General features: G+C 65.7%; 15 protein-coding genes and 2 tRNA genes. 8 read left to right on the top strand and 9 right to left on the bottom strand.

The features are described 5' to 3' along the window. Positions 1-113: 113 nt before the first annotated feature. From Q9R31_RS00425 to bcp, 6 genes are all read right to left on the bottom strand, one after another. The gene (locus Q9R31_RS00425; RefSeq protein WP_311260810.1) at positions 114-3,344 is read right to left on the bottom strand and encodes an efflux RND transporter permease subunit; all 3,231 of its coding nucleotides are present in this window, start codon (positions 3,342-3,344) and stop codon (positions 114-116) included. A 69-nt stretch (positions 3,345-3,413) separates the two neighbouring features. After that, on the bottom strand, positions 3,414-4,916 hold the full coding sequence (locus tag Q9R31_RS00420) for a malate:quinone oxidoreductase (protein ID WP_311260809.1): 1,503 nt from the start codon (positions 4,914-4,916) through the stop codon (positions 3,414-3,416). Between the two features lie 79 nt (positions 4,917-4,995). Further along, positions 4,996-6,663 carry an ABC transporter substrate-binding protein gene (locus tag Q9R31_RS00415; RefSeq protein ID WP_311260808.1) on the bottom strand — a complete coding sequence of 556 codons (1,668 nt, stop codon included), beginning with the start codon at positions 6,661-6,663 and terminating at the stop codon, positions 4,996-4,998. A 159-nt stretch (positions 6,664-6,822) separates the two neighbouring features. Continuing rightward, the gene (locus tag Q9R31_RS00410; protein WP_311260807.1) at positions 6,823-7,515 is read right to left on the bottom strand and encodes a fasciclin domain-containing protein; all 693 of its coding nucleotides are present in this window, start codon (positions 7,513-7,515) and stop codon (positions 6,823-6,825) included. A gap of 234 nt (positions 7,516-7,749) precedes the next feature. Further along, positions 7,750-7,831, bottom strand: a tRNA-Leu gene (locus tag Q9R31_RS00405). Between the two features lie 120 nt (positions 7,832-7,951). Then, positions 7,952-8,425, bottom strand: a complete 474-nt coding sequence (bcp, locus tag Q9R31_RS00400) for a thioredoxin-dependent thiol peroxidase (RefSeq protein WP_311260806.1) — start codon at positions 8,423-8,425, stop codon at positions 7,952-7,954. A gap of 96 nt (positions 8,426-8,521) precedes the next feature. Here bcp and Q9R31_RS00395 point away from each other — a divergent pair, with 96 nt between their 5' ends. Continuing rightward, a complete protein-coding gene (locus tag Q9R31_RS00395) occupies positions 8,522-8,980 on the top strand; it encodes a MarR family transcriptional regulator (RefSeq protein WP_311261604.1) in 459 nt (152 codons plus the stop codon). A gap of 241 nt (positions 8,981-9,221) precedes the next feature. On the opposite strand, the gene Q9R31_RS00390 is transcribed toward Q9R31_RS00395, so the two are convergent. The 3 genes from Q9R31_RS00390 to Q9R31_RS00380 all read right to left on the bottom strand — a co-directional run bounded on the left by Q9R31_RS00390 (position 9,222) and on the right by Q9R31_RS00380 (position 11,680). Continuing rightward, positions 9,222-9,297: transfer RNA gene (locus tag Q9R31_RS00390), tRNA-Lys, on the bottom strand. A gap of 114 nt (positions 9,298-9,411) precedes the next feature. After that, on the bottom strand, positions 9,412-10,515 hold the full coding sequence (locus Q9R31_RS00385) for a PQQ-dependent sugar dehydrogenase (RefSeq protein WP_397428177.1): 1,104 nt from the start codon (positions 10,513-10,515) through the stop codon (positions 9,412-9,414). Between the two features lie 43 nt (positions 10,516-10,558). Beyond that, on the bottom strand, positions 10,559-11,680 hold the full coding sequence (locus Q9R31_RS00380) for a hypothetical protein (protein WP_311260805.1): 1,122 nt from the start codon (positions 11,678-11,680) through the stop codon (positions 10,559-10,561). Positions 11,681-11,940: 260 nt separating this feature from the next. Between Q9R31_RS00380 and ilvD the strand changes: the two genes are divergently transcribed. From ilvD to Q9R31_RS00345, 7 genes are all read left to right on the top strand, one after another. Further along, positions 11,941-13,662 carry a dihydroxy-acid dehydratase gene (gene ilvD, locus Q9R31_RS00375; RefSeq protein WP_311260804.1) on the top strand — a complete coding sequence of 574 codons (1,722 nt, stop codon included), beginning with the start codon at positions 11,941-11,943 and terminating at the stop codon, positions 13,660-13,662. Positions 13,663-14,042: 380 nt separating this feature from the next. After that, complete coding sequence (locus tag Q9R31_RS00370) at positions 14,043-15,950, top strand: acetolactate synthase large subunit (protein ID WP_311260803.1); 1,908 nt, start codon at positions 14,043-14,045, stop codon at positions 15,948-15,950. A gap of 2 nt (positions 15,951-15,952) precedes the next feature. After that, positions 15,953-16,465 (top strand): acetolactate synthase small subunit, encoded by a 513-nt coding sequence (gene ilvN / locus Q9R31_RS00365; RefSeq protein WP_018768340.1) that lies wholly within the window; start codon positions 15,953-15,955, stop codon positions 16,463-16,465. 84 nt (positions 16,466-16,549) lie between these two features. Continuing rightward, positions 16,550-17,575, top strand: a complete 1,026-nt coding sequence (gene ilvC / locus Q9R31_RS00360; RefSeq protein ID WP_311260802.1) for a ketol-acid reductoisomerase — start codon at positions 16,550-16,552, stop codon at positions 17,573-17,575. Positions 17,576-17,699: 124 nt separating this feature from the next. After that, positions 17,700-19,289: a phosphoglycerate dehydrogenase gene (gene serA, locus Q9R31_RS00355; RefSeq protein WP_311260801.1), complete on the top strand. Its 1,590-nt coding sequence runs from the start codon at positions 17,700-17,702 to the stop codon at positions 19,287-19,289. A gap of 215 nt (positions 19,290-19,504) precedes the next feature. Then, positions 19,505-22,303 (top strand): FtsX-like permease family protein, encoded by a 2,799-nt coding sequence (locus Q9R31_RS00350; protein WP_311260800.1) that lies wholly within the window; start codon positions 19,505-19,507, stop codon positions 22,301-22,303. After that, the gene (locus Q9R31_RS00345) at positions 22,300-23,055 is read left to right on the top strand and encodes an ATP-binding cassette domain-containing protein (RefSeq protein ID WP_311260799.1); all 756 of its coding nucleotides are present in this window, start codon (positions 22,300-22,302) and stop codon (positions 23,053-23,055) included. Before Q9R31_RS00350 ends, Q9R31_RS00345 begins: the two co-directional genes overlap by 4 nt. Positions 23,056-23,090: the final 35 nt, after the last annotated feature.

Below are 23,090 nucleotides of genomic sequence, written 5' to 3'. Positions count from 1 at the left end.
GGCTGCCTTTCCGTTCCTGGACTTTCTGGGCTTGGCTCCAGTGTAGACCAATTTAGATGCATTTGCATCTATCGCCGGATACAACGCAGCAGCGCCGATAATATTCCGCTGTTTTATTCTGCGCCGGGTGCGGCGCGCCGCCCGCCGACTTTGGGAACCTGGCCGGTGGTCCAGTCCCTGAGCTCGGCGTCAATATCCGCGCCCGGGCCCACCTCGGGGCGGGCCCGCAGGTCCCGCAGCAGCGCCTTCTTCTCGCGCCGTCCCTCCACCAGCCGGTACAGCACCGGAACCAGGATCAGGGTCAGCGCGGTGGAAGACACCAGCCCGCCGATCACCACCACGGCCAGCGGCTGCGAAATGAACCCGCCGCCGCCGGTGAGGCCCAGGGCCATCGGGGTCAGTGCAAAAACGGTGGCCAGTGCCGTCATCAGGATCGGCCGGAGGCGCTGGCGTGCGCCGTTGGTGATGGCCTCTGCCACGTTCATGCCGGGCCGCCCGTCACGGGGCTGCCGGTACTGGTTGATCAGGTCTATCAGCACGATGGCGTTGGTGACCACGATGCCCACCAGCATCAGCATGCCGATGAGCGACGGCAGGCCCAGGGGCACTCCGGTGATCAGCAGCAGTGCCACCGCGCCGGTGGCTGCGAACGGAACCGAGACCAGCAGGATCAGCGGCTGGATGAGGGACTTGAAGGTGGCCACCATGATCACGTAAACGATGGCGATGGCTGCCAGCAGTGCCAGCCCCAGCTGCCGGAACGATTCCGCCTGCTGCGTGGTGGCGCCGCCGATCTGCGCCGTGACCCCGGCCGGCAGCTGGACGTCAGCCAGGCGCTTTTGGACTTCCGTGTTCACCGCGCCCAGGTTGGAGCCCGACGGCGTGATGGACACCTTGGCGGTGCGCTCACCGTTGCTGGCGGTGATGGAGACGGGGACGTCCACCTGCTCAACGGACGCGATGCTTCCGAGCGTCACCGCCCGCCCGCCCGCCGGCAGCGGGATGTTCCGGACGGCATCGATGCTGGTGAACCTGGTGCCCTGGCCGATGCGGACGGGGAAATCGTTGGTGTCGATCCGTACCGTGCCGGCAGGGATGGGGCTGATGGTGGATGCGAGGACGCCGGCTACCTGTTCCTCGTTCAGGCCCGCGGCGACGGCCTTGGCCCTGTCTACCCTGACCTGCACCACAGGGTTGCTGGCGGCCAGGTTGCTGGCCACCTCACTGGTGCCGGGCACGCCGGTCATGGCCGCAACCATGGTGTCGCTGGCGGCCTGCAGGTCGGCGCTGGTGGAAGCCTTCAGCGTAATGTCCACGGTGGATGAGGTGCCGAACCCGCCCTGCTGGGTGCCCACCGATACCTTGCCCGAGTCGGGCACCTTCGCAAGCTCCGAGCGCACGGTCTCCTGCAGCCGTTCCTGGTCGGCCTTTTCGTCTGTGACCACGGTGAAGGTGGAGTTGGAGGATCCTGTCGAGGTAAGGGCGGCGAAGCCTGCCTGGGCATTGCCGGAGGTCACCTGGACGTCCTTGATGCCGTCGATCCCGCGCAGGACCTCTTCGAGGCGGATGGCGGCGGCGCTGGTGTCAGCCAGGCTGGTGCCGGCCGGCAGCACCTGGCGCACGGTCATGCTGTTCTGTCCGGAATTTCCCAGGAGGTTCGTGGCCAGCAGCGGTGTCATGGCCCCGGTGGCCCCGAGCACCACGACAGCGGCCACCAGGGTGATGACGGGATGTTTCTGCGTTGACCGGAGGATGGGCAGGTAGCCGCGCTGGAGGCGGCTGCGCTGTTCGGCGTCGTGGGCCTTGGCTTTCGCCTCATCGGCTGTCCGCCGGGCCGCGGCAGAGCCGGCGGGCAGGCTGCCCGCCGCGCCCCTGGGGTTCCTGAGGAACCAGTAGGCCAGCACCGGGACGATGGTCAGGGACACCAGCAGCGATGCCAGCAGTGCCATGGTCACCGTCAACGCGAACGGCCGGAAGAGCTCGCCGGCCAGTTCGCCGACGAAGGCGATCGGCAGGAACACGGCCACCGTGGTCAGCGTGGAGGCGGTGATGGCGCCGGCCACCTCCCTGATGGCGGTGAGGATCGCCGTCGACTTTTCCTCACCGTAACTGAGGTGCCGCTTGATGTTTTCGATGACGACGATGGAGTCGTCCACCACCCGCCCGATCGCGATGGTGAGCGCGCCGAGCGTCAGGATGTTCAGGGAGTAGCCGGTGGCCGACAGCCCGATGAACGTGATCAGCAGGGACAGCGGAATGGACACCGCAGTGACCAGCGTGGACCGGGCGGACATCAGGAAGAGCAGGATGATGGCGACGGCGAACCCCAGCCCCAGCAGGCCTTCTGTAGTGAGGTCCTTGATGGATTTTTCGATGAACGGTGCCTGGTCGAAGACAGGGGTGAACCTGGCGTTGGAGCCCAGCTCCGCCTCCAGGTCCCTCAGCGAGTCCCGCACCGCGTGGGAGATGCCCACCGTGTCGCCTTCGGGCTTCTTGGTCACTGAGACGGCAAGCGTCTCGGCCCCGTTGGTGCGGGTGATGGAGGTGCGTTCGTCATCCTTGAGGGAAACATCGGCTACGGTGCCGATCGTTGCCCCATTCCGGGCACCGGCCAGCGGCAGTGCCTTGATGGCGTCCAGGGAGTCCACGGGGCTGCCGATCTGAAGCGACAGGGTCCTGCCCTGGTCCTGGAGCGTGCCGGCAGGGACCAGCGAGCCGTTGTTGGACAGGGCGTCACGGATGGAAGTGACGCTTGTCCCCGCCGCTGCCATGGCGTCGGCCCGGGGAAGGATCTCGATGTGCTGGGAGGCGCCGCCGGTGACATCGGCGCTGCGGACGCCGTCGATCTTCTGCAGCCGGGGAACGCTCAGGCGCTGCAGGTCGGCATTCAGGTCGCTGAGCGGCTTGTCCGAGGAGACGGCGAGGAAAACGATGGGAAAGTCACTGATGCTTCCCGCGATGGCCTGCGGCTGGACATCGGTGGGCAGGGTGCGCTTGGCGTTGGAGATGGCCCGGTCGATCTGGTTCCGTGCCCGGTCCAGGTTGGACCCGTAGGTGAACACCATGGTGATCTGGGAGACCCCGGTGCGCGACGTGGAGGAGGTGGATTCCAGCCCCTCCACGCCGTTCAGCGCCTTCTCCAGCGGGCCGCTGACCTGCTTGTCCACTACTTCCGGCGAGGCGCCCGGCATGGAGCTGAGCACGGTGATCTGCGGGAACTCAATGGAAGGGATGAGCTCCTGCTTCAGCGATGACATGGTGATCACGCCGAAGACCGAGGCGAAGACGGTGATCAGGGCGATCAGGGCCCGGTTCGCCAGGGAAAGGTGCGCCAGCCGGAACATGGGTGGTCTCCTGGGGGTCTTGGTGACTGGTACATGCCCTGGGGGTGCCAGCCGCTGGCCCCGGCAGGGTCAGTGGCTGGCGGAAACGCTCTCCAGCTGGAGGGACTTGGCCGTTGCCCTTTCCAGCTCCGCGGCAAGGTCCGGATTCTCATCCAGCTTCACCCCGTAGCCGGGCATCATGTCCTTGAGCTTGGACTGCCAGCCCTTGAAATTCTTGGGGAACGTCTTCTGCAGCAGTTCGATCATGATGGGGACAGCGGTTGAGGCTCCGGGCGAAGCGCCCAGGAGCGCACCGATGGAGCCGTCGCGGCCGGCGATCACTTCGGTTCCGAACTGAAGGATGCCGCCCTTTTGCGGATCTTTCTTGATGATCTGTACACGCTGGCCGGCGGTGATGAGTTCCCAGTCCCCGCCCTTTGCCTCGGGGTAGTACTCGCGCAGGGCCTCGACCTTCTGGTCGTGCTTCTTGACCACTTCCTTGACGAGGTAGGCGGTGAGGTCCATGTTGTCCTTGGCCACGGCCAGCATCGGGATGATGTTGCCGGGGCGGATGGACAGCGGCAGGTCCAGGTAGGAGCCGTTCTTCAGGAAGTTGGTGGAGAAGCCCGCGTACGGGCCGAACAGGAGCGAGCGCTTCCCGTTGACGTAGCGGGTGTCCAGGTGCGGAACGGACATGGGGGGAGCGCCCACGGAGGCCTGGCCGTAAACCTTGGCGCTGTGCTGGGCTGCGATGGTCTCGTCGGTGCAGCGGAAGAACTGGCCGGACACGGGGAAGCCGCCGTAGCCCTTGCTTTCCGGGATGCCGGAGGCCTGGAGGAGATGAAGGGCCCCGCCGCCGGCGCCGACAAAGACGAACTTGGCGTGGATTTTGCCGTGTTCTCCGGACTTGGGGTACTTCAGCGTCAGGTCCCAGCCGCCGTCGGAGGCGCGGGAGATTCCGGTGACATCGTGGTTGTAGTTGATTTCAACCCCGTTGTTCCCCAGATAGGTGGTCAGCTCACGGGTCAGTGCACCAAAGTCGACGTCGGTGCCCTCGGCGGCGCGGGTAGCGGCAATACGCTGCTGGGGGTCGCGGCCCTTGACGATCAGCGGCGCCCACTTGGCGATCTGGGCGTGGTCCTCGGAGAACTCCATGCTCCGGAACAGGGTATGCGGTTTCAGGGCCTCGTACCGGGTTTTCAGGAACCGTGTGTGGTCCTCGCCGATCACGAAGCTCATGTGCGGGACGGTGTTAATGAAGCCCTTGGGCGAACCGATCAGGTTGTTGTCCACCAGGTGGGACCAGAACTGGCGGGAGAGCTGGAACTGTTCGTTGATGAGCAGCGCCTTGGCGGGGTTGACCGAGCCGTCTTTGGCTGCGGGGGAGTAGTTGAGTTCGCAGAGGGCGGCGTGGCCCGTTCCTGCGTTGTTCCAGGGATCTGAGCTTTCGAGGCCCGGCTGGTCCAGCCGTTCGAACAGGGAGATGGTCCAGTCCGGCTCCAGCTGCTTGAGGAATGCCCCCAGCGTGGCGCTCATGATGCCGCCGCCTATCAGGACAACGTCGGCGTGTGGGGTCTTGGAAATGAAGGTCACGATCAGTCTCCGATTGCAGCGGCTCTGGCTGTCACAGAATATCCCCGCGCAGCCCGCATACTGAAATTGGCCTGGCCCGTCAAGGCTTTAGCTGGACCTTCGTGAAAACTTCGTTTAAGACCGGTGATGCCGGGTAGCTCAGGACGCGGTCCGAGAGGGCAAGCGCGGAGATGGGAAAGGCGACGGGAACTGCCGGCACGGTCGCGGCGATCTGGGCGTTGATGGTGTGGTACAGCTCATCACGTTCCTTGCCGTCAGGCAGCCCCCGCGCCCGGTTGATCTTTGAAAAGACCTGGGGGTCCTGGTAGCCGAACTCGCCGTTCTTCTCTCCGAAGAGCGGGCCGACGAAGTTGTCCGCATCAGAGTAGGAGCCGTTCCAGCCCAGGATGTGGAATGCGTGGTCCCCGGCGGATTGGACCTTCTGGAGGTAGCCGTCGGACCAGTCGATCGGGACGGGCAGGATGTTGAAGCCGACGGCGGTGAGTTGGCGGCTGAGCTCGGCGTACACCTTCTCGGGTGTGGGCAGGTAGGGCCGGGTGACGTTCATGGGGTAGTAGAACTTCAGTTCCTCGCCCGCGTAGCCGCCCTCCTTGAGGTAGTCCTTGGCCTTCAATGGATCGTGCCCCAGTGCGGGCGCGTCGTTGTTGAAGCCACTGATCTTGGGCGGAACGAACTGCGTCGCCTTGGCGGTGTTGTCGATGAAGAACTTCCGGATCAGGGTTTCCTTGTCAATCGCAAGCTCCACCGCCTGCCGGATCTTCTGGTTCTGGAGCACCGGGATGTCCTGGTTCATCCCTACATACACCACCGAGAAGGGGTCGCGTTGCACGATCTGCTTGCCGCGCTTGACCAGTTGGTCGAAGTTCCCCACGGTCACGGCGTCGTAGCCGTCGATTTTTCCGTCCAGCAGGGCCTGGAGGCGGGTCTGGGGATGGTTGTAGGCCAGGAAGTTAATGGTGGCGATCTGGCCGCGGTCGCCCCAGTAGGTTTTGTTGCTGGCCAGGGTGACGTTGTCGTTGCCCCATGCGGCCAGGGTGAAGGGCCCGGTGCCGACGGGGTTCGTGGCGAACGCTGACATCGCCTGGCCGCCCCGGTTCTGGTCCAGGACGTCGGCCTTGCCGGCGGCAAGGGCGGCAGGGGACGCTATGGCGAAGGCCGGCAGGGTCAGCGCCTGGAGGAACGCAGTGAACCGCTGGGTCAGGTCGATCTGGACGGTATCGGCCGACACGGGCGTGCAGCTTTTGAAAATGGACAACCCGGGCTCGTCCGAGTGCGCCTTGAACACGCTCTTGAACGAGCTGCCGGGCGCCTGCTTCCGCAACTCTGCTGGAAAGGCGAACCAGCGGTTGAAGTTGGTGCAGACGGCGTCGGCGTTGAACGGGGTGCCGTCCTGGAACGTCACCCCGGAGCGGAGTTTGAAAGTGTAGGTCCGTCCTTCGTTGGACTCGTTCCATTCCGTGGCCAGCAGCGGGGTGGGCTTGCCGGTGGTCTGGTCAACGCCCACCAGGCCTTCAAGGATCTGGCGGGTAATGCGCTGGGACTCCACATCGCTGGACAGTGCCGGGTCCAGTCCCAGGGGCTGGGCAGCGGTGCCGAAATTGAATGTGGCATCCGGCTCCGCCGGCGTGGAACTGGGCGTTCCGGACGTGGGGGAGGGGGACGGCATGCCCGTGCATGAGCTCACGCCCAGCGCCATGAGGACGGCGCCGGCCTTGATGACCGTCCGCCGCGATGTACTGCTGGGCACTCGTTTATCACCTCTGGATGCTGCCGGCTCCGCCGCTTGCGGGCCGGGATCCAGTCTAGAGGACTGGGCCTGGGACTGGCCCAAGGTGGACGGGCGACGCGCCAAGGCCGGGCCCGCCCGTATGGGTGGACCCGGCCTGGCCTGGGGCTCGTGGATGCCTTACTTGGGCATGAGGACCGAGTCGACCAGGTAGACCGTTGCGTTCTTGGTCTTGACCCCGCCGCAGACCACGTTGGCGTTGTCCACCTTGAGGTTGTCCCCGCTGCCGGTCACGGTGACGGAGCCGCCCTGGACCGTGGCGTGGGTTCCGGCGATCTTGTCCGGGGTGATCTGGCCGGGAACCACGTGGTAGGTCAGGATCTTGCTCAGCAGTGCGTCGTCCGTCTTCAGGGTCTCGATCGTGGCGGCGTCGATCTTCTTGAAGGCGTCATCCACCGGCGCGAAGACCGTGAATTCACCCCCGTTGAGGGTGTCCACCAGGTCGACCTTGGGGTTCAGCTTGCCGGAAACGGCGGCGGTGAGCGTGGTCAGAATCGGGTTGTTGGAGGCTGCTACGGCCACCGGATCCAAGGCCATGCCCTCCACGGAGCCTGCGCCGGTGGGAACCTGCTGGGCGTAGGCGGCGCAGCCAGGGCCAACCAGGTTCGCCGCCGGGCTCATGGTTCCCGCCGATGCGCTGGCAGAGGCCTTGGCGGAAGGGGAAGCCATGCTGGAGCTGGGGGAGGATGCCATCGGCGCAGACGACGCCGACGAGCCGGAGGTGCTGCCGGAACCGCCACATGCGGTGAGGCTGAGCAGAGCGGCCGCTGCAACGCCGGCGACGGTGAAAGTGGTGCGCTTGAAGGTCTGCATTTCAGTTCTCCTTGGATCGTTTTGCCTGCCGCCTACGGACGGTGTGTCCGCGCCTGCAGCTTGCCTTGGGTAAGCACCTGCCCTTGGCTGGTGTCTCAATGGCTATTCGGCCGGTGGGCGGCGGCGGATGGGTGATCTTTGAAGTTTTTCGATTCGGGGCACGAAGCCGGTGTGCGGACGGTCGCCCTGCTTAACGCAAAGGATCCCCCGGCCGAAGCCGGGGGATCCATCAGGTGCGCAAGGGGGGACTTGAACCCCCACGCCCGAAGGCACAGGAACCTAAATCCTGCGTGTCTGCCAATTTCACCACTCGCGCGTGGCGTCCTGCCAGGAACGCTGAACGTTCGACGGCGGATGCCAGTGTCCATTGTAGCGTTGCCCCGGACACGTACCTGGGGTGCGGGTGGACAGCTGCCGCGGCCGGCCGCCGGGCCGGTCAGTTGTCCAGGTTGAGGTCCCGCCGCAGTTTCGCCACGTGGCCGGTCGCCCGGACGTTGTACTGGGCAAGGGCGACGTTGCCGGTGGGGTCCACAACGATCGTGGAGCGGATAAGGCCCTGGTACGTCTTGCCGTAGTTCTTCTTTTCGCCCCAGGCGCCGTAAGCCTCGGCCACCGCGTGGTCCGCATCGGAGAGGAGCGGGAATGTCAGCGACTCGTTGGCGGCGAATTTGGCCAGTTTTTCAACAGGGTCCGGGGAGATGCCGAGGACGTCGTAGCCGGAGGCCTGAAGGGAGGCCAGGCTGTCCCGGAAATCGCAGGCTTCCTTAGTGCAGCCGGGCGTGGATGCGGCGGGGTAGAAGTAGACAATGGTGGAACGGCCGGGCCGGGGAGCCAGGCTGACGTCATTGCCGTTTGCATCCTGCAGGGTGAAAGCGGGCGCTTTGTCGCCGGTAACGAGTCTTTCGGCCATTGTTTTTCTCCTTGTTGCGGGCGGGACACAACAGCCTAGTAAGCAGGTGGAACGAGTGCTAATCGGCACTTGGCTATACTTGCTGCTATGCCTGATATGGATCACTGGCCCACAGGGCGCCTCCTGTCCACTGCTGCGCGACTCGTTGAACATTCATGGAACGAAAAACTCGGCGCGATCGGACTCACCCACGCCGGTGTTATCGCCATCGAAGTCCTCGCCGCGCAAGGACCCATGACCCAGGCACAGCTTGCCCAGTATGTCCGCGTCCAGGCCCAGACCATGGGCAAGACGCTCAGCCGGCTTGAGTCCCATGGCCACATCATGCGGGTGCGCAGCACCTCCGACCGCCGGAGCCACGTGGTCTCGCTTACCGAACAGGGCAAGGAAGCCGTTGCCCAGGCTGTGGAGATGGAGCGCTCCGTGCTGGCATCGGCGTCGATCGACCCCGAACTGCTGCGCCAGGAACTCAAAGCCGTGGTGCGCGAACTCGCCAGCCAGTTCGCCACGACGCCCAGCAACGCAGCCGCACTGGTGGACAACGCCGCCAAGTAGCCGTTGGCGCCGCAAACCGCTTAGGACAGCGCGGCTCTGGCTTGGAAAAGCCGGATCCGCGCTTTTTTGTGCCAAGCCGCCGGGCCGCCGTCGGACTTTCCACACACCACCATCGATTGCTCCGCACATGCCGTTTTGAGCACTGAAAACGGCCGGTACGGAGCAATCGATGACTCCTGAAGCACACAAAACAAAACAGCCCCCGGCTTGTGTTTCCACAAGCCGGGGGCTGTTTTCCCAGTGGTGCACCCCCCGGGACTTGAACCCGGAACCCATTGATTAAGAGTCAATTGCTCTGCCAATTGAGCTAGAGGTGCATCTTATTTGCTTCCATCCCCGGGCTTTTTCTTTCCCGTTGATCTCCGCAACGACATGAAACTCTACACGAACTTTCAGTGCAAGTGAAATCGGCACCTGCAGCGGTGCATGGGTCACTGGAAGGGGCGCAAAACCAGCGCGAAATCAGGGTTTTCGTTGTTGCTCAGCAGCCACAGCCCTCCCTGCGGAGTCCGGATTACGTCCCGGATCCTGCCATATTCGCCTGTGAAATAGGCCACAGGATCACCGGCTTCCGTCCCGTGAAGCGGAACCGCCCACAGACGTTCGCCCCGCAGCGCACCCAGATAGGCAATACCTCCGGCAATCTCCAGTCCGCTGGGTGAGGAGTCACGGGTGGACGGCCACACCACTTTGGCATCCTGGAACTCCGCGCGGTGCGGCGCACCGGTGACCTGCGGCCAGCCGTAGTTGGCGCCCGGTGCAATCAGGTTCAGCTCGTCGTCCACGTCCGGTCCGAACTCGCTGGCCCAGAGCCGGCCGGATTCGTCCCAGGCCAGGCCCTGGACGTTCCTGTGCCCCAGGCTGTACACGGCGTTGCCGAAGGGGTTGCCGGGAGCGGGGCTGCCATCGGGACTAAGCCGAAGAATCTTCCCGCCCAGGGCATTGGGGTCCTGGGGCTGCTCGCGGCGCTGGGCATCACCGGTACCCACATACAGGAAGCCGTCCGGGCCAAAACGGATCCTGCCGCCGTTGTGGGTGGTGGCCTTTGGTATTCCGGAAAACACAACCTGGGGTTGGCCGAGTGTCAGGGAACCATCAGTGTTGTTCTCGACCGTCAGCCGGACAACCCGGTTGTCCGCCTGGGCGGTCAGGTAGGCGTAGAGGTACCGGTCGGCGTCGAAATGCGGGGACAGCGCCAGGCCCAGCAGGCCACCTTCTCCAGCGGGCACCACGCCCGGGACTTTGCCAAGGGTTGTGGCTTTTCCATCACGCACGGCCTTCAGCAGTGCTGTTTCACGTTCGGAGATGATGGCGGTGCCGTCCGGAAGGAAGACGGCCGCCCACGGGATGCTCAGCTGCAGTTCCAGCCGTTCCTGCACCGTGGGGACAGGGGCGGCGGCAGGGGCAGGGGTGGAGGCGGAAGCGGGCGGTGGGATAACGACGGCGGTTCCCGGCGGGGTGCCGTCGCTTGCCGTGCTTGTGGCCGTTGCAGTCGGGTCCGGAGTCCCGGTGCAGGCGGCCAGCAGCAGGCACAAGGCCAGGCAGGGAAGGCCCGCACAGCGACGGGCCGTCCTCCTGCTAGAGCCGCTTGCGCCGGGGGGCCCGGAAGCCGGCGGCCTCCGCGTGCGCAGCAGATTCAAACCAGACTTCCGCCCGGGTCTGCTCATAGTCGGGATGTCCTTCTTCGTAGTAGACCATCTCGGCGGCATCGCCTTTGACCGTGTAATCCGCCGGTCCGCTACCGTCGGGGCCCGGGGCGGCAGAACCTGCACCGTAAGGTTCGGCTGCCGCAAGGTGTCCTGCCGGCTCGGCGGCAGGGATGCCCTGTGCCTGCCCGCTCGGAGCCGCGCCCTGCCCCTGTACAGATGGCTGGTGGTGGTCCGCTCCGTTCTCCACCAGGGCGGAGGACTGGGCACGGTCGAGCGTTTCGGCCGCTGCGGCCCCCTGGATGCCGCCGGTGGCGGCGGGCGCGGCCGGCTCCTGTTCTGATTCGGAGGTGCCCGCCAGGTGCGCGGACGCATGCCCGCCGGACTGCGCCGCAGGCGACGTGCCGCCGTCGTCGGTGCTTTCCACCGCAGCTGTTTCAGCACCGGGAAGCGTGGGGGCGTGAGGGGCCGTGTATTCGTCATGGTGGACGGGCCGGGCGTCCGGAGCGGAAGCTTGTCCGGAAGGCGTCCCAGCGGAGTGGCCGGTCCGTTCCGCCTGGTCCGCAGGGGTTCCGGCGGAACCGACCACCGAGGAGCCTGGCCCGGATGCGGCCTCGGACCACTGGGTTTCCCATTCGGCCTGGTCGGCCGCCTGGTCCTCTGCCTGGTTCTGCGTCTGGTTTTGTGTCTGGTCGTGATGCTGACGCTGCCCGGTCTCGGTCCGGCTGCCCGACGTGTTGCCGCCCGAGGTGTTGCTGCCTGACGTGTTGCCGCCCGACGTGCCGGGGCTGGAGGCGGCCGACGAATCGGCCGGCTCCTCGGCCGTGGCCGGGGCGGCCGGTTCGGCAGGCTTTCCGAATCCCGCCGCCGTGGGAATGCCCGTGGTGCCTGCGGCCTGGGCAGACGCCGCCGCGCTGCCGCCTTCGAGCGCCCCGTCTGTCCGGGCCCCTGCCGCCGATCCGCCGGACCGATTGGCGGACTTGTTGCGGTTCAGCAGCCACCAGATGATGACGGCGACGACAACTATGAGAATGATCCAGAAAACAATGTCCATGGCAGGCCCTTCGGTCCAGGTGGCTCGGTTCCTGTCCCTGACGCTACGTCGGGTCACCACTGCTGTCCAGAGATCCGCTGCGACGTGGGGGAGGGCGCTGCCCCGGGAGCAGCGGAGGGGGCCCGCGACCCAGCCGGCAGCAGGATGCGTCTCAGAATATGAGATGGAAGTCCACTATTTGGCAGGAATTTGGCGGATTTTTGCCCCAACCCTCGTCCTGCGGTCGTTTCTGCCGCCGTCCGAGCCCTAGACTTTCCCCTATGAGTGACGCCCAGACCGCAACCGAGAACACGCCTGACATCAAGCCCCGCAGCCGCGTCGTAACCGACGGGATCCACGCGGCCCCGGCGCGCGGCATGTTCCGGGCCGTCGGCATGGGGGATGATGATTTCGCCAAGCCGCAGGTGGGTGTCGCCAGCTCCTGGAACGAAATCACCCCCTGCAACCTCTCCCTGAACCGGTTGGCCCAGGGCGCCAAGGAAGGCGTCCACGCCGGCGGCGGCTTCCCCATGCAGTTCGGCACCATCTCCGTCTCCGACGGTATTTCCATGGGCCACGAAGGCATGCACTTTTCCCTGGTCTCCCGCGAAGTCATCGCCGACTCCGTTGAGACAGTGATGCAGGCCGAGCGCATCGACGGTTCGGTCCTGCTGGCAGGCTGCGACAAGTCCCTCCCCGGGATGCTCATGGCCGCCGCCCGCCTGGACCTGGCCAGCGTGTTCCTCTACGCCGGCTCCATCATGCCCGGCTGGGTCAAGCTCGAGGACGGCTCCGAGAAGGAAGTCACCCTCATTGACGCCTTCGAAGCCGTCGGCGCCTGCGCGGCCGGCAAGATGAGCATGGAGGACCTCACCCGCATCGAAAAGGCCATCTGCCCCGGCGAAGGCGCCTGCGGCGGCATGTACACGGCCAACACCATGGCCTGCATCGGCGAAGCCCTGGGCATGTCCCTTCCCGGCTCGGCCGCCCCGCCTTCGGCAGACCGCCGTCGTGATGAATTTGCCCGAAAGTCCGGCGAAGCGGTGGTCAACCTGCTGCGCCTGGGCATCACCGCCCGCGACATCATGACCAGGAAGGCCTTCGAGAACGCCATCGCCGTCACCATGGCCTTCGGCGGTTCCACCAATGCGGTCCTGCACCTGCTGGCCATTGCCCGCGAGGCCGAAGTTGAGCTCACCCTCGACGACTTCAACCGCATCGGCGACAAGATCCCGCACCTGGGTGACCTGAAGCCCTTCGGCCGTTACGTGATGACCGACGTCGACAGGATCGGCGGCGTGCCGGTGATCATGAAGGCCCTGCTCGACGCCGGCCTGCTGCATGGCGACTGCCTCACCGTCACGGGCAAGACCGTTGCGGAGAACCTCGCCGCGATCAACCCGCCGGATGTGGACGGCAAGATCCTGCGCGCCCTGGACAACCCCATCCACAAAACCGGCGGCATCACCATCCTGCACGGCTCCATGGCACCCGAAGGCGCCGTGGTCAAGAGCGCCGGATTCGATGCCGATGTCTTCGAAGGAACAGCGCGCGTCTTCGAGCGCGAGCAGGGCGCCCTTGACGCGCTGGACAACGGTGCCATCAAAGCCGGCGATGTTGTGGTCATCCGCTATGAAGGGCCCAAGGGCGGCCCCGGCATGCGCGAAATGCTCGCCATCACCGGCGCCATCAAGGGGGCGGGCCTGGGCAAGGACGTCCTGCTCCTCACCGACGGCCGGTTCTCCGGCGGAACCACAGGGCTGTGCATCGGCCACGTTGCTCCGGAAGCGGTCGACGGCGGCCCCATCGCCTTTGTGAAGGACGGCGACCGGATCCGGGTTGACATCGCCGCCCGCAGCTTCGACCTGCTGGTGGACGAAGCCGAACTCGAAGCCCGCAAAGTGGGCTGGGAGCCGTTGCCGGCCAGATACACCAAGGGCGTGCTCGCCAAGTACGCCAAGCTGGTGCACAGTGCCAGCCAGGGTGCCTACACCGGCGTGTGACACCTTCCCTTTACCTGGGGCGCTGAGCGCCCCATGTAAAGGGACCCCCGGCGTCACCCTTATTAAGCCCTTCCGGGCTTGGACGGGGAGCTGGGGGTTTGGTCCCTGGGAAGATGGGATCAGTTTGTGGACAATGTAGTCCACATGGTGAGATTGGGTTGTTGCTCGTTGACACTTATCTCGCCAAGAGGGAACACTGAACGCATGACCTTCGTTACCGCCGGCACCGTCGTCGTCCTTACCAAGCGCGTGGCACATTAGCCTCCACTGGTAACGAACCGTCACGCGCGAACCCCTCACAGAGCCACCCGGCTGAGGGGTTTTTTTATTTCCCGCAGTCAGCAACACAACACCAGAGAAGATCCACAAGGAAGAGTCCGATGAGCAAAGGATCGCCCATCAGCCCCTCGCTGATGGCCACCAAGTCCGCTGGAGCCGCCAAGGCTCCGGAACGCGCCGACCGGGGGGCTGACCACGCCGCCGTCGTCGCCGACCTTGCTGCCGTCTCTCCTGTCCTTGGGCCGAACAACGTCGTACCCCCGACGGTGATGACCGGTTCGCAAGCAATCGTCCGCTCGCTCGAAGAACTCGGCGTCGACGATATTTTCGGTTTGCCGGGTGGCGCGATCCTGCCCACCTACGACCCCTTGATGGCCTCCACCATGAACCACGTGCTGGTCCGTCACGAACAGGGAGCCGGCCACGCCGCGCAAGGCTACGCCATGGTTACCGGGCGGGTGGGCGTCTGCATCGCCACCTCCGGCCCCGGGGCCACCAACCTCGTCACCGCCATCATGGATGCCCACATGGATTCCGTGCCCCTGGTGGCCATCACCGGCCAGGTATCCAGCGGCGTCATCGGCACCGACGCCTTCCAGGAAGCCGACATCGTGGGCATCACCATGCCCATCACCAAGCACTCTTTCCTGGTCACCGACCCCAACGACATCCCGCACGTCATGGCCGAAGCCTTCCATCTGGCTTCCACCGGCCGTCCCGGCCCCGTGCTGGTTGACGTTGCCAAGGACGCCCAGGTGGGCCAGATGACGTTCTCCTGGCCGCCGAAGATCGACCTGCCGGGCTACCGGCCCGTTACCCGCGGCCACAACAAGCAGGTGCGCGAGGCAGCCAAGCTCATTGCAGCGTCCCGCAAGCCGGTGCTGTATGTGGGCGGCGGCGTGGTCAAGGCGCACGCCTCGGCCGAGCTGCTTGCCCTCGCGGAAGCAACCGGGGCACCTGTCGTCACCACCCTGATGGCCAAGGGCGCGTTCCCTGACTCCCACCCGCAGCACATGGGAATGCCCGGCATGCACGGAACCGTCTCAGCCGTGACCGCGCTGCAGCAGTCCGACCTGCTCATCACGCTGGGCGCCCGCTTCGACGACCGCGTCACCGGCGTGCTGAAGACCTTCGCGCCCAACGCCAAGGTCATCCATGCGGACATCGACCCGGCCGAGATTTCCAAAAACCGCACCGCTGACGTGCCCATCGTGGGCTCCGTCAAGGAGATCATCCCGGAACTGACCGAGGCCGTACGCAGCCAGTTCGAGGCAGCCGGGACCCCCGACCTGACCACCTGGTGGGCGTTCCTGAACAACCTGAAGGAAACCTACCCGCTGGGCTGGACCGAACCGGATGACGGCCTCATCGCGCCGCAGAAAGTCATCCAGCGGATCGGCGCCCTGACCGGGCCCGAAGGCGTGTACGTGGCCGGCGTCGGCCAGCACCAGATGTGGGCTGCCCAGTTCATCAAGTACGAGCGCCCCCACGCCTGGCTGAACTCCGGCGGCGCCGGAACGATGGGCTATGCCGTCCCGGCGGCCATGGGCGCGAAGGTCGGTGAGCCGGACCGGGTGGTCTGGGCGATCGACGGCGACGGCTGCTTCCAGATGACCAACCAGGAACTGGCTACCTGCGCCATCAACAACATCCCCATCAAAGTGGCTGTCATCAACAACTCCTCGCTGGGAATGGTGCGCCAGTGGCAGACCCTCTTCTACGAGGGCCGCTACTCCAACACCGACCTCAACACCGGCCATGACACCGTCCGCATCCCGGACTTCGTCAAACTGGGGGAGGCCTACGGCTGTGCCTCGTTCCGCTGCGAACGCGAAGAGGACATCGACGCCACCATCCAAAAGGCCCTCGAAATCAACGACCGGCCCGTGGTCATCGACTTCGTGGTGAGCCCCAACTCCATGGTGTGGCCGATGGTGCCCGCCGGCGTGAGCAACGACCAGATCCAGGTTGCCCGCAACATGACCCCGGAATGGGAAGAGGAAGACTGAGCATGAGCCGCCACACACTCTCCGTCCTGGTTGAGGACAAGCCCGGCGTCCTGACCCGCGTGGCCAGCCTCTTCGCCCGCCGCGCCTTCAACATCAACTCCCTGGCCGTTGGCCCCACCGAAGTGCCGGGCGTATCCCGCATGACGGTGGTCGTCGACGCCGACGGCGACCTCATCGAGCAGGTCACCAAGCAGCTCAACAAACTGATCAACGTGATCAAGATCGTTGAGCTGACCCCAGAATCTTCCGTACAGCGCGACCACATCCTGGTCAAAGTACGTGCGGATGCCGCAACACGTCTGCAGGTAACCCAGGCCGCAGACCTGTTCCGCGCCTCAGTGGTGGACGTATCCACCGACTCCGTCGTCATTGAGGCCACCGGCCACCCCGAAAAGCTCACAGCCCTGCTCTCAGTGCTGGAGCCCTTCGGCATCCGCGAAATTGTGCAGTCCGGCACCCTGGCCGTTGGACGGGGATCCCGCTCCATGAGTGACCGGGCGCTCCGCTCCGCCTAGGCACACTGCCCAAGGCGGGCCCCGCGCCCGTAACCGCAGCACCGCAAGACCACTATCTACAACCACTCAAGAGGAGTTACGCAAGTGACTGAAATGTTCTACGACGACGACGCCGACCTGTCGATCATCCAGGGCCGCAAGGTTGCCATTGTTGGCTACGGCTCCCAGGGCCACGCCCACGCGCTCAACCTGCGCGATTCCGGCGTCGAGGTCGTCATCGCCCTGAAGGAAGGCTCCAAGTCGACCGCCAAGGCGCAGGATGCAGGCTTCACGGTCAAGAACGTTGCCGACGCCGCCGAATGGGCCGACGTCATCATGATCCTGGCGCCGGACCAGCACCAGCGCTCGATCTACAACGACTCCATCAAGGACAAGCTGACCCCCGGCAAGGCACTGGCCTTCGCCCACGGCTTCAACATCCGCTTCGGCTACATCCAGGCACCGGAAGGTGTTGACGTCATCCTGGTGGCCCCGAAGGCTCCGGGCCACACGGTGCGCCGCGAGTTCGAGGCCGGCCGTGGCATCCCGGACATCATCGCCGTCGAGCAGGACGCGTCCGGCAACGCCTGGGAGCTGGCCAAGTCCTATGCCAAGGCCATCGGCGGCACCCGCGCCGGCGTCATCAAGACCACCTTCACCGAAGAGACCGAAACTGACCTCTTCGGCGAGCAGTCCGTCCTCTGCGGCGGCGTGTCCCAGCTCATCCAGTACGGCTTCGAAACCCTGACCGAAGCCGGCTACCAGCCGCAGATCGCCTACTTCGAGGTGCTCCACGAGCTCAAGCTCATCGTCGACCTCATGTGGGAAGGCGGCATCGCCAAGCAGCGCTGGAGCGTCTCCGACACCGCAGAATACGGCGACTACGTCTCCGGCCCGCGCGTCATCACCCCCGAGGTGAAGGAAAACATGAAGGCCGTCCTGGCCGACATCCAGTCCGGTGCCTTCGCCAAGCGCTTCATCGAGGACCAGGACAACGGCGGCGTGGAGTTCAAGGAACTGCGCGCCAAGGCAGAGCAGCACCCCATCGAGGCTGTTGGCCGCGAACTGCGCTCCCTGTTCTCCTGGCAGCAGCAGGACGTCGACTACGTGGAAGGCTCCGCAGCCCGCTAAGGCTGCCAGCCCAACCACATAGACCGCAACGGTGAGGCCGGGTTCACACTTAACAATGTGAGCCCGGCCTTTCCGTCGGCCTAGACTTGTTCCATCCCCAGGACTGCAACGCAGAGGATCAGCCGTGTCAAAACCCGTAGTACTGCTCGCCGAAGAACTTTCCCCCGCCACCGTCGAGGCCCTTGGCCCGGACTTTGAGATCCGCCAGACCGACGGCGCCGACCGTTCCCAGCTGCTCTCGGCGATCAGTGACGTAGACGCCATCCTGGTCCGCTCCGCCACCCAGGTGGACGCCGAAGCCATCGCCGCGGCCAAGAACCTGAAGGTCATCGCCCGCGCCGGCGTGGGTCTGGACAACGTGGACATCAAGGCCGCCACGCAGGCCGGCGTCATGGTGGTCAACGCGCCCACGTCCAACATCGTTTCCGCCGCGGAGCTCACGGTGGGCCACATCCTGAGCCTGGCCCGCCACATCCCGCAGGCAAGCGCCGCCCTCAAGGACGGCGAATGGAAGCGCTCCAAGTACACCGGCATCGAGCTGTTCGAAAAGAAGATCGGCATCATTGGCCTGGGCCGCATCGGCGCCCTCGTTGCAGCCCGCCTGAAGGGCTTCGACACCAAGATCCTGGCCTACGATCCCTACATCACCTCCGCCCGCGCCGCGCAGCTGGGCGTGCAGCTGGTCACCCTGGACGAACTCCTGGCCCAGTCCGATTTCATCACCATCCACATGCCCAAGACGCCTGAGACGGTGGGCATGCTGGGTGCTGACGCGTTCAAGAAGATGAAGAACACCGCCTACGTGGTCAACGTGGCCCGCGGCGGCCTGGTGGACGAGGAAGCCCTCTTTACTGCCCTCCAGGACGGCGAAATCGCCGGTGCCGGTGTGGACGTCTTCGCCAAGGAGCCCAGCACCGACCTCCCGTTCTTCAAGCTCGACAACGTGGTGGTGACCCCGCACCTGGGCGCCTCCACGGACGAAGCCCAGGAAAAAGCCGGCGTCTCCGTGGCCAAGTCCGTCCGCCTGGCCCTCGCCGGCGAGCTGGTGCCGGATGCCGTCAACGTCGCAGGCGGCGTCATTGCCCCCGACGTCCGCCCGGGCATCCCGCTGATCGAGAAGCTGGGCCGCATCTTCACGGCGCTGACCCACGCGTCCCTGACCCAGTTCGACGTCGAGGTGGCCGGCGAGATTTCCTCGCTGGACGTCAAGGTGCTGGAACTGGCAGCGTTGAAGGGCATCTTCGCCGACGTCGTGACCGAGCAGGTGTCCTACGTCAACGCCCCGGTCATCGCCGAGCAGCGCGGCATCAACGTCCGCCTGATCACCACTCCGGAGACCGAGTCCTACCGCAACGTCCTGACCCTGCGCGGCGCCCTCAGCGACGGCAGCCAGATCTCCGTGGCCGGCACCCTGACCGGGCCCAAGCAGATCGAGAAGCTGGTGGGCATCAACGGCTTCGAGGTTGAGATCCCCATCAGCGAGCACCTCGTGGTGGTTGCCTACACCGACCGCCCCGGCGTGATCGGAACCATCGGCCACATCCTGGGCATGAACAACATCAACATCGCAGGCATGCAGGTGGCCCGCTCCAACGAGGGCGGCCATGTCCTTGCCCTGCTGACCATCGACAGCTCCGTGCCCCAACAGGTGCTCGATGCCATCAAGGCCGGCATCGGCGCTGAAATGGTCCGGGAAGTGGACCTGGAAGACTAGCGCGACACACCGGCCGAAACGCCGTAGCCGCTCCTCCGCAGGGCCGCGCCCCCGCGGAGCCACGTATGATTGGCCGGTCTGCTTACAATGGCAAGGTCCTGATTCAGGACCGCAGCCGGCAGACCGGCCAATACCTTTTGCACATCCGTCCGTCATAGTCCACGTCCTCGGACGGATGGAAGTGTGCGCACGCAATCCAGGTTTCAGGGAGTTCCATGAACGCCGTCCAGAGGTTCATCAGAAGCAGGGTGCTGCTGTTGACCGCGGCCATCTTGATCGCAGCCATGTGCTTGTCGGTCCTCGTTCAAAGCCAGTCACAGGCTGCGCTCAACCGGACGGTTGATGAAAATTCGAGGGGGCTCTACGACATCCTGGTCCAGGCGAAGGCGCCCTCCGGTGCCCTCCTGCAGCCCGAGATCGCCAACGGCGCCGGTGGCATCGGCTTCGACCAGCTGGACTCCATCAGGAAGCTGTCGGGCACCTCCGTGGCGGCCCCCATCAGCCTGGTCTCGCGCGTCACCCAGAACCTGGAGACGCCCCGCCTGGACGCCATGGACTACCTCGGCTACAACGCCGGGCTGGCCGGTACCGCCACTGCGGACCAGGCGGCGGGTGCGACCGCCCCGGACAAGTGGCCGGCCGCCGAATCCGTCCTGACCGATGCGGCGAAGAAGTACCGGCTCACCGCCAGCGCCGTAAGCTCCGACGGCAGCTCCGAGCAGACCCTCTTCAAGACCACCGCCGAGGGCACGCTGGGCAAGGCCCGGCTCGTGGAGGAGAAGGCCCAGGGCGGCAGCAGCATCCGCATCGCCCCGGCGGCAGGGGAGACCGGCATCAAGTTCCCGGCTCCCGCCGGCGGCTCCGAGCACAACCTCTTCAACCTTTCCGTGGCACTGCCGCTTGCCCCGGAAGTCACCGAATCCGTGGTGGCCGTGGACCCTGCTGCCGAGCGGTCCCTGCTGGGCCAGGCCGGCGACTTCCTGGCCCCGCTGGAGAAGGCACCGCCCGCTGATGCGCGCGACGCCGGCGCCGTGGGCCGCTACCTGGAAGGGCTTTTCACCAGCGGCATCAGCATGGACCAGCTCAAGGAAGGACCTGACTTCCTGGGCGTCAAGCTCAAGTACTGGGCTCCGTTGATGACCCAGTACCAGCAGGCCAAGCGCACCGGCCAGCTGACCAGCGGCTCGCAGGCCGTCCCGCTGATCGTGCGCTCCGGCACGTCCCTGGACCTGAAGTACAACGTCAAGATCGAGGAAATTGACGACGCCGGCAAGGTGGTCAAGGACGTCGGCACCGTTTCGAAATCGCTGGGCAAGGATTACCTGCCTTTCGTTTCGAAGGACCCCTTCGTTTTGTCCTGGCCGGGCTCCACGGACCACTCCTCCCTGCTGGGCAACAACGGCAACTTCAACCCGGGCCTGTACACCCCGGCCAAATGGAGCACCGATTTCGCTGGCGCCCCGAAGTACACCGACGGCAGCACCGCGGCCAACGGCGCCGTGGACAAGACCGCTGTGCCTGGCGAATGGGTCACCGTGAACCGCCTGCCTGACAAGGCCGCCAATGGCGCGCCCGTCGACCAGACCCAGCGGAACCCGGTGGACGAGCGGGCGTACCGGGAGAACCTGTCCACCGGCCAGCAGAAGGCTGCAACGCCGCTGCCCATGGTGTACGGCACCTTCGACCCCGCCGCCGTGGAGGCAGCCTCCGGCGACGTCAACAAGCTCCCGTTGGGCGGCTACGACCCCACCCCGTTCACCCTGGTCAAGGATGCCGCCGGCAAGGACGTTCCCGCGGCAGACCTCAAGCCTTCCTTGAGCGCCACCGGGCTGGCCAGCCAATCCGCCGGCGCCATCACCGACTACTACGGACTCGCCGCGGCGCGCGGTTACAAGCAGAACGCTGCCGTCATCGACGCCGTCCGCGTCCGCGCCAAGGCGCCAGGCAGCTGGAAGGACGCCCAGCCCGAGGTGGAGAAGCTCGCCGCCCAGATCCGGGACATGGGCCTGGACGCCACCGTGGTGGCCGGTTCGGCCCGCGAGGACACCAGCATTTTCGTTCCCGGCTACTCCAAGGACGGAGCAGGCAAGGAGTCGGCACTGGGCACCGTCCAGCAGTCGTGGGTCCGGCAGAACGCTGCTGAGGCAGTCGCCGGAGCGCTGTCCGGGACAAACGTCACCCTGCTGTTCCTGACACTGTGCGGCGCGGCCCTGCTGACCGGAGCCTCCACCGTGAGCTACATCCGGAAACGCCGCAGTGAGGCCGGAACCCTCCGGGCCATGGGCTGGACCCAGCGGCGTATCCGCAGCTGGGTGCTTGAGGAATTCGGCGTGGGTGCAGTGCTGCTCGCCGCCGCGGGCGTCGTGCTGAGCCTGCTGAGCTGGAGCCTGGCCACCGCACTGGTGTGTGCCGCCGTCCTGGTCCTGTACTGCGGCGCGGCTTTCTTTGCCGCGCAGCAGCTCCGCCACCGCGACGAAATCGACCAGGAGCCGCAGCATGACGAACGGCTCATCCCGGTTGACTCGCCGCTCACCTTCGCCAACCGGCAGCTGGGCACCAACAAGTTCAATACGCTGTCCCTGGCCGTCGCGGTGGGGGTCTTCGGTGCGGCCGTGGGCGGGCTGATCGCCCTGCTCATCGACATTCCACGTGCGGCAGGTGCCAGTGCCCTCAGCGGGCTGGCTGCGGCCAGCGTCACCCTGCCCAGCATCCTGCTGGCTCTTGCGGGCGTTGCCGTGGGACTGGTGCTGACCCTGGTTACGGGCCGATTCGAGCTCAACGCCAAGCGGCAGTACCTTGGCATCCTCCAGGCCATGGGCTGGAACCCGGACATGCTCCGCCAGGTCCGTTTGTTCGAGAACGCACTGGTGGGAACTGTGGCCCTGCCGCTGGGCGTGCTGGGCGCCCTGGGCATCGGCCTGCTGCTGGCACCCTACGCGGCCATCTGGGCCGCCGTGGCCGGGCTGGTGGCCGTAATTTGCTGGATACCGATTGCAACGAAAGTGGTCCAATGACAAACCCGACGAACCTCCAGCGCAGCCGCAGGGGCGGCTCCAACGAGGTCCCCCTGCAGACCCGGGCCAACACCATCGTCAAGTCGGCAGACCACGCCACCCCGCTGGAGATGCGCGACATCACCATCCGCTACGGCGGCGGAAAAGGCGGTGCCGAAGCCGTCAGCGTGGTCGAAGGCTTCGACCTGACCCTGCACGCCGGCGAGATGCACTGCGTGGCCGGCCGAAGCGGCTCCGGCAAGACCAGCATCCTGACCGTCGGCGCCGGACTCACGCTGCCGACGTCGGGCCGCGTTTTCTGGGAAGGCGATTCCCTTGAAAGCATGGGCGACGACGAAATCGCCGACCGCCGTCGTGCACTGATCGGCTACGTCGACCAGGGCGGCGCCCTGATCGACGGCATGAGCGCGCTCGAAAACGTGCTCCTGCCCGCTGTTCCCGACGGCGAGGTGGACCAGCGGCGCGACATGGCCAAGGACCTCCTTGACCTGGTGGGCCTGGGCCGGCGCATGCGGCACCGCCCCGCCCAGCTCTCCGGCGGTGAACGGCAGCGCGTGGCGATCGCCCGCGCCCTGATCCTGGGTACCAGGGTCCTGGTGGTGGATGAGCCCACCGCCAGCCTGGACCGTGCCTCCGCCAACCGCATCATCAGTATCCTGAAGGACACTACCTCGGACGGGATCGCCGTCCTGGTGGCCTCACACGACCACGAGCTGGTCCGGCTGAGCGATACCCTGACAGAACTGATCTAGCCCGCCCACTTACGCACCGAAGGTAACCGTCCGAA

It is taken from the genome of Pseudarthrobacter sp. BRE9 (assembly GCF_031844305.1).
Taxonomy (GTDB): Bacteria; Actinomycetota; Actinomycetes; order Actinomycetales; family Micrococcaceae; genus Arthrobacter.
This window is presented reverse-complemented; position numbering and strand designations above follow the sequence as displayed.

Bases quoted from the DNA above. Each gene is read 5' to 3' on its own strand.
- ilvN (WP_018768340.1), top strand. From the start codon at position 15,953: ATGAGCCGCCACACACTCTCCGTCCTGGTTGAGGACAAGCCCGGCGTC.
- Q9R31_RS00350 (WP_311260800.1), top strand. From the start codon at position 19,505: ATGAACGCCGTCCAGAGGTTCATCAGAAGCAGGGTGCTGCTGTTGACC.
- Q9R31_RS00370 (WP_311260803.1), top strand. From the start codon at position 14,043: ATGAGCAAAGGATCGCCCATCAGCCCCTCGCTGATGGCCACCAAGTCC.
- Q9R31_RS00345 (WP_311260799.1), top strand. From the start codon at position 22,300: ATGACAAACCCGACGAACCTCCAGCGCAGCCGCAGGGGCGGCTCCAAC.
- ilvD (WP_311260804.1), top strand. From the start codon at position 11,941: ATGAGTGACGCCCAGACCGCAACCGAGAACACGCCTGACATCAAGCCC.
- bcp (WP_311260806.1), bottom strand. From the start codon at position 8,425: ATGGCCGAAAGACTCGTTACCGGCGACAAAGCGCCCGCTTTCACCCTG.
- Q9R31_RS00395 (WP_311261604.1), top strand. From the start codon at position 8,522: ATGGATCACTGGCCCACAGGGCGCCTCCTGTCCACTGCTGCGCGACTC.
- Q9R31_RS00380 (WP_311260805.1), bottom strand. From the start codon at position 11,680: ATGGACATTGTTTTCTGGATCATTCTCATAGTTGTCGTCGCCGTCATC.
- Q9R31_RS00425 (WP_311260810.1), bottom strand. From the start codon at position 3,344: ATGTTCCGGCTGGCGCACCTTTCCCTGGCGAACCGGGCCCTGATCGCC.
- Q9R31_RS00410 (WP_311260807.1), bottom strand. From the start codon at position 7,515: ATGCAGACCTTCAAGCGCACCACTTTCACCGTCGCCGGCGTTGCAGCG.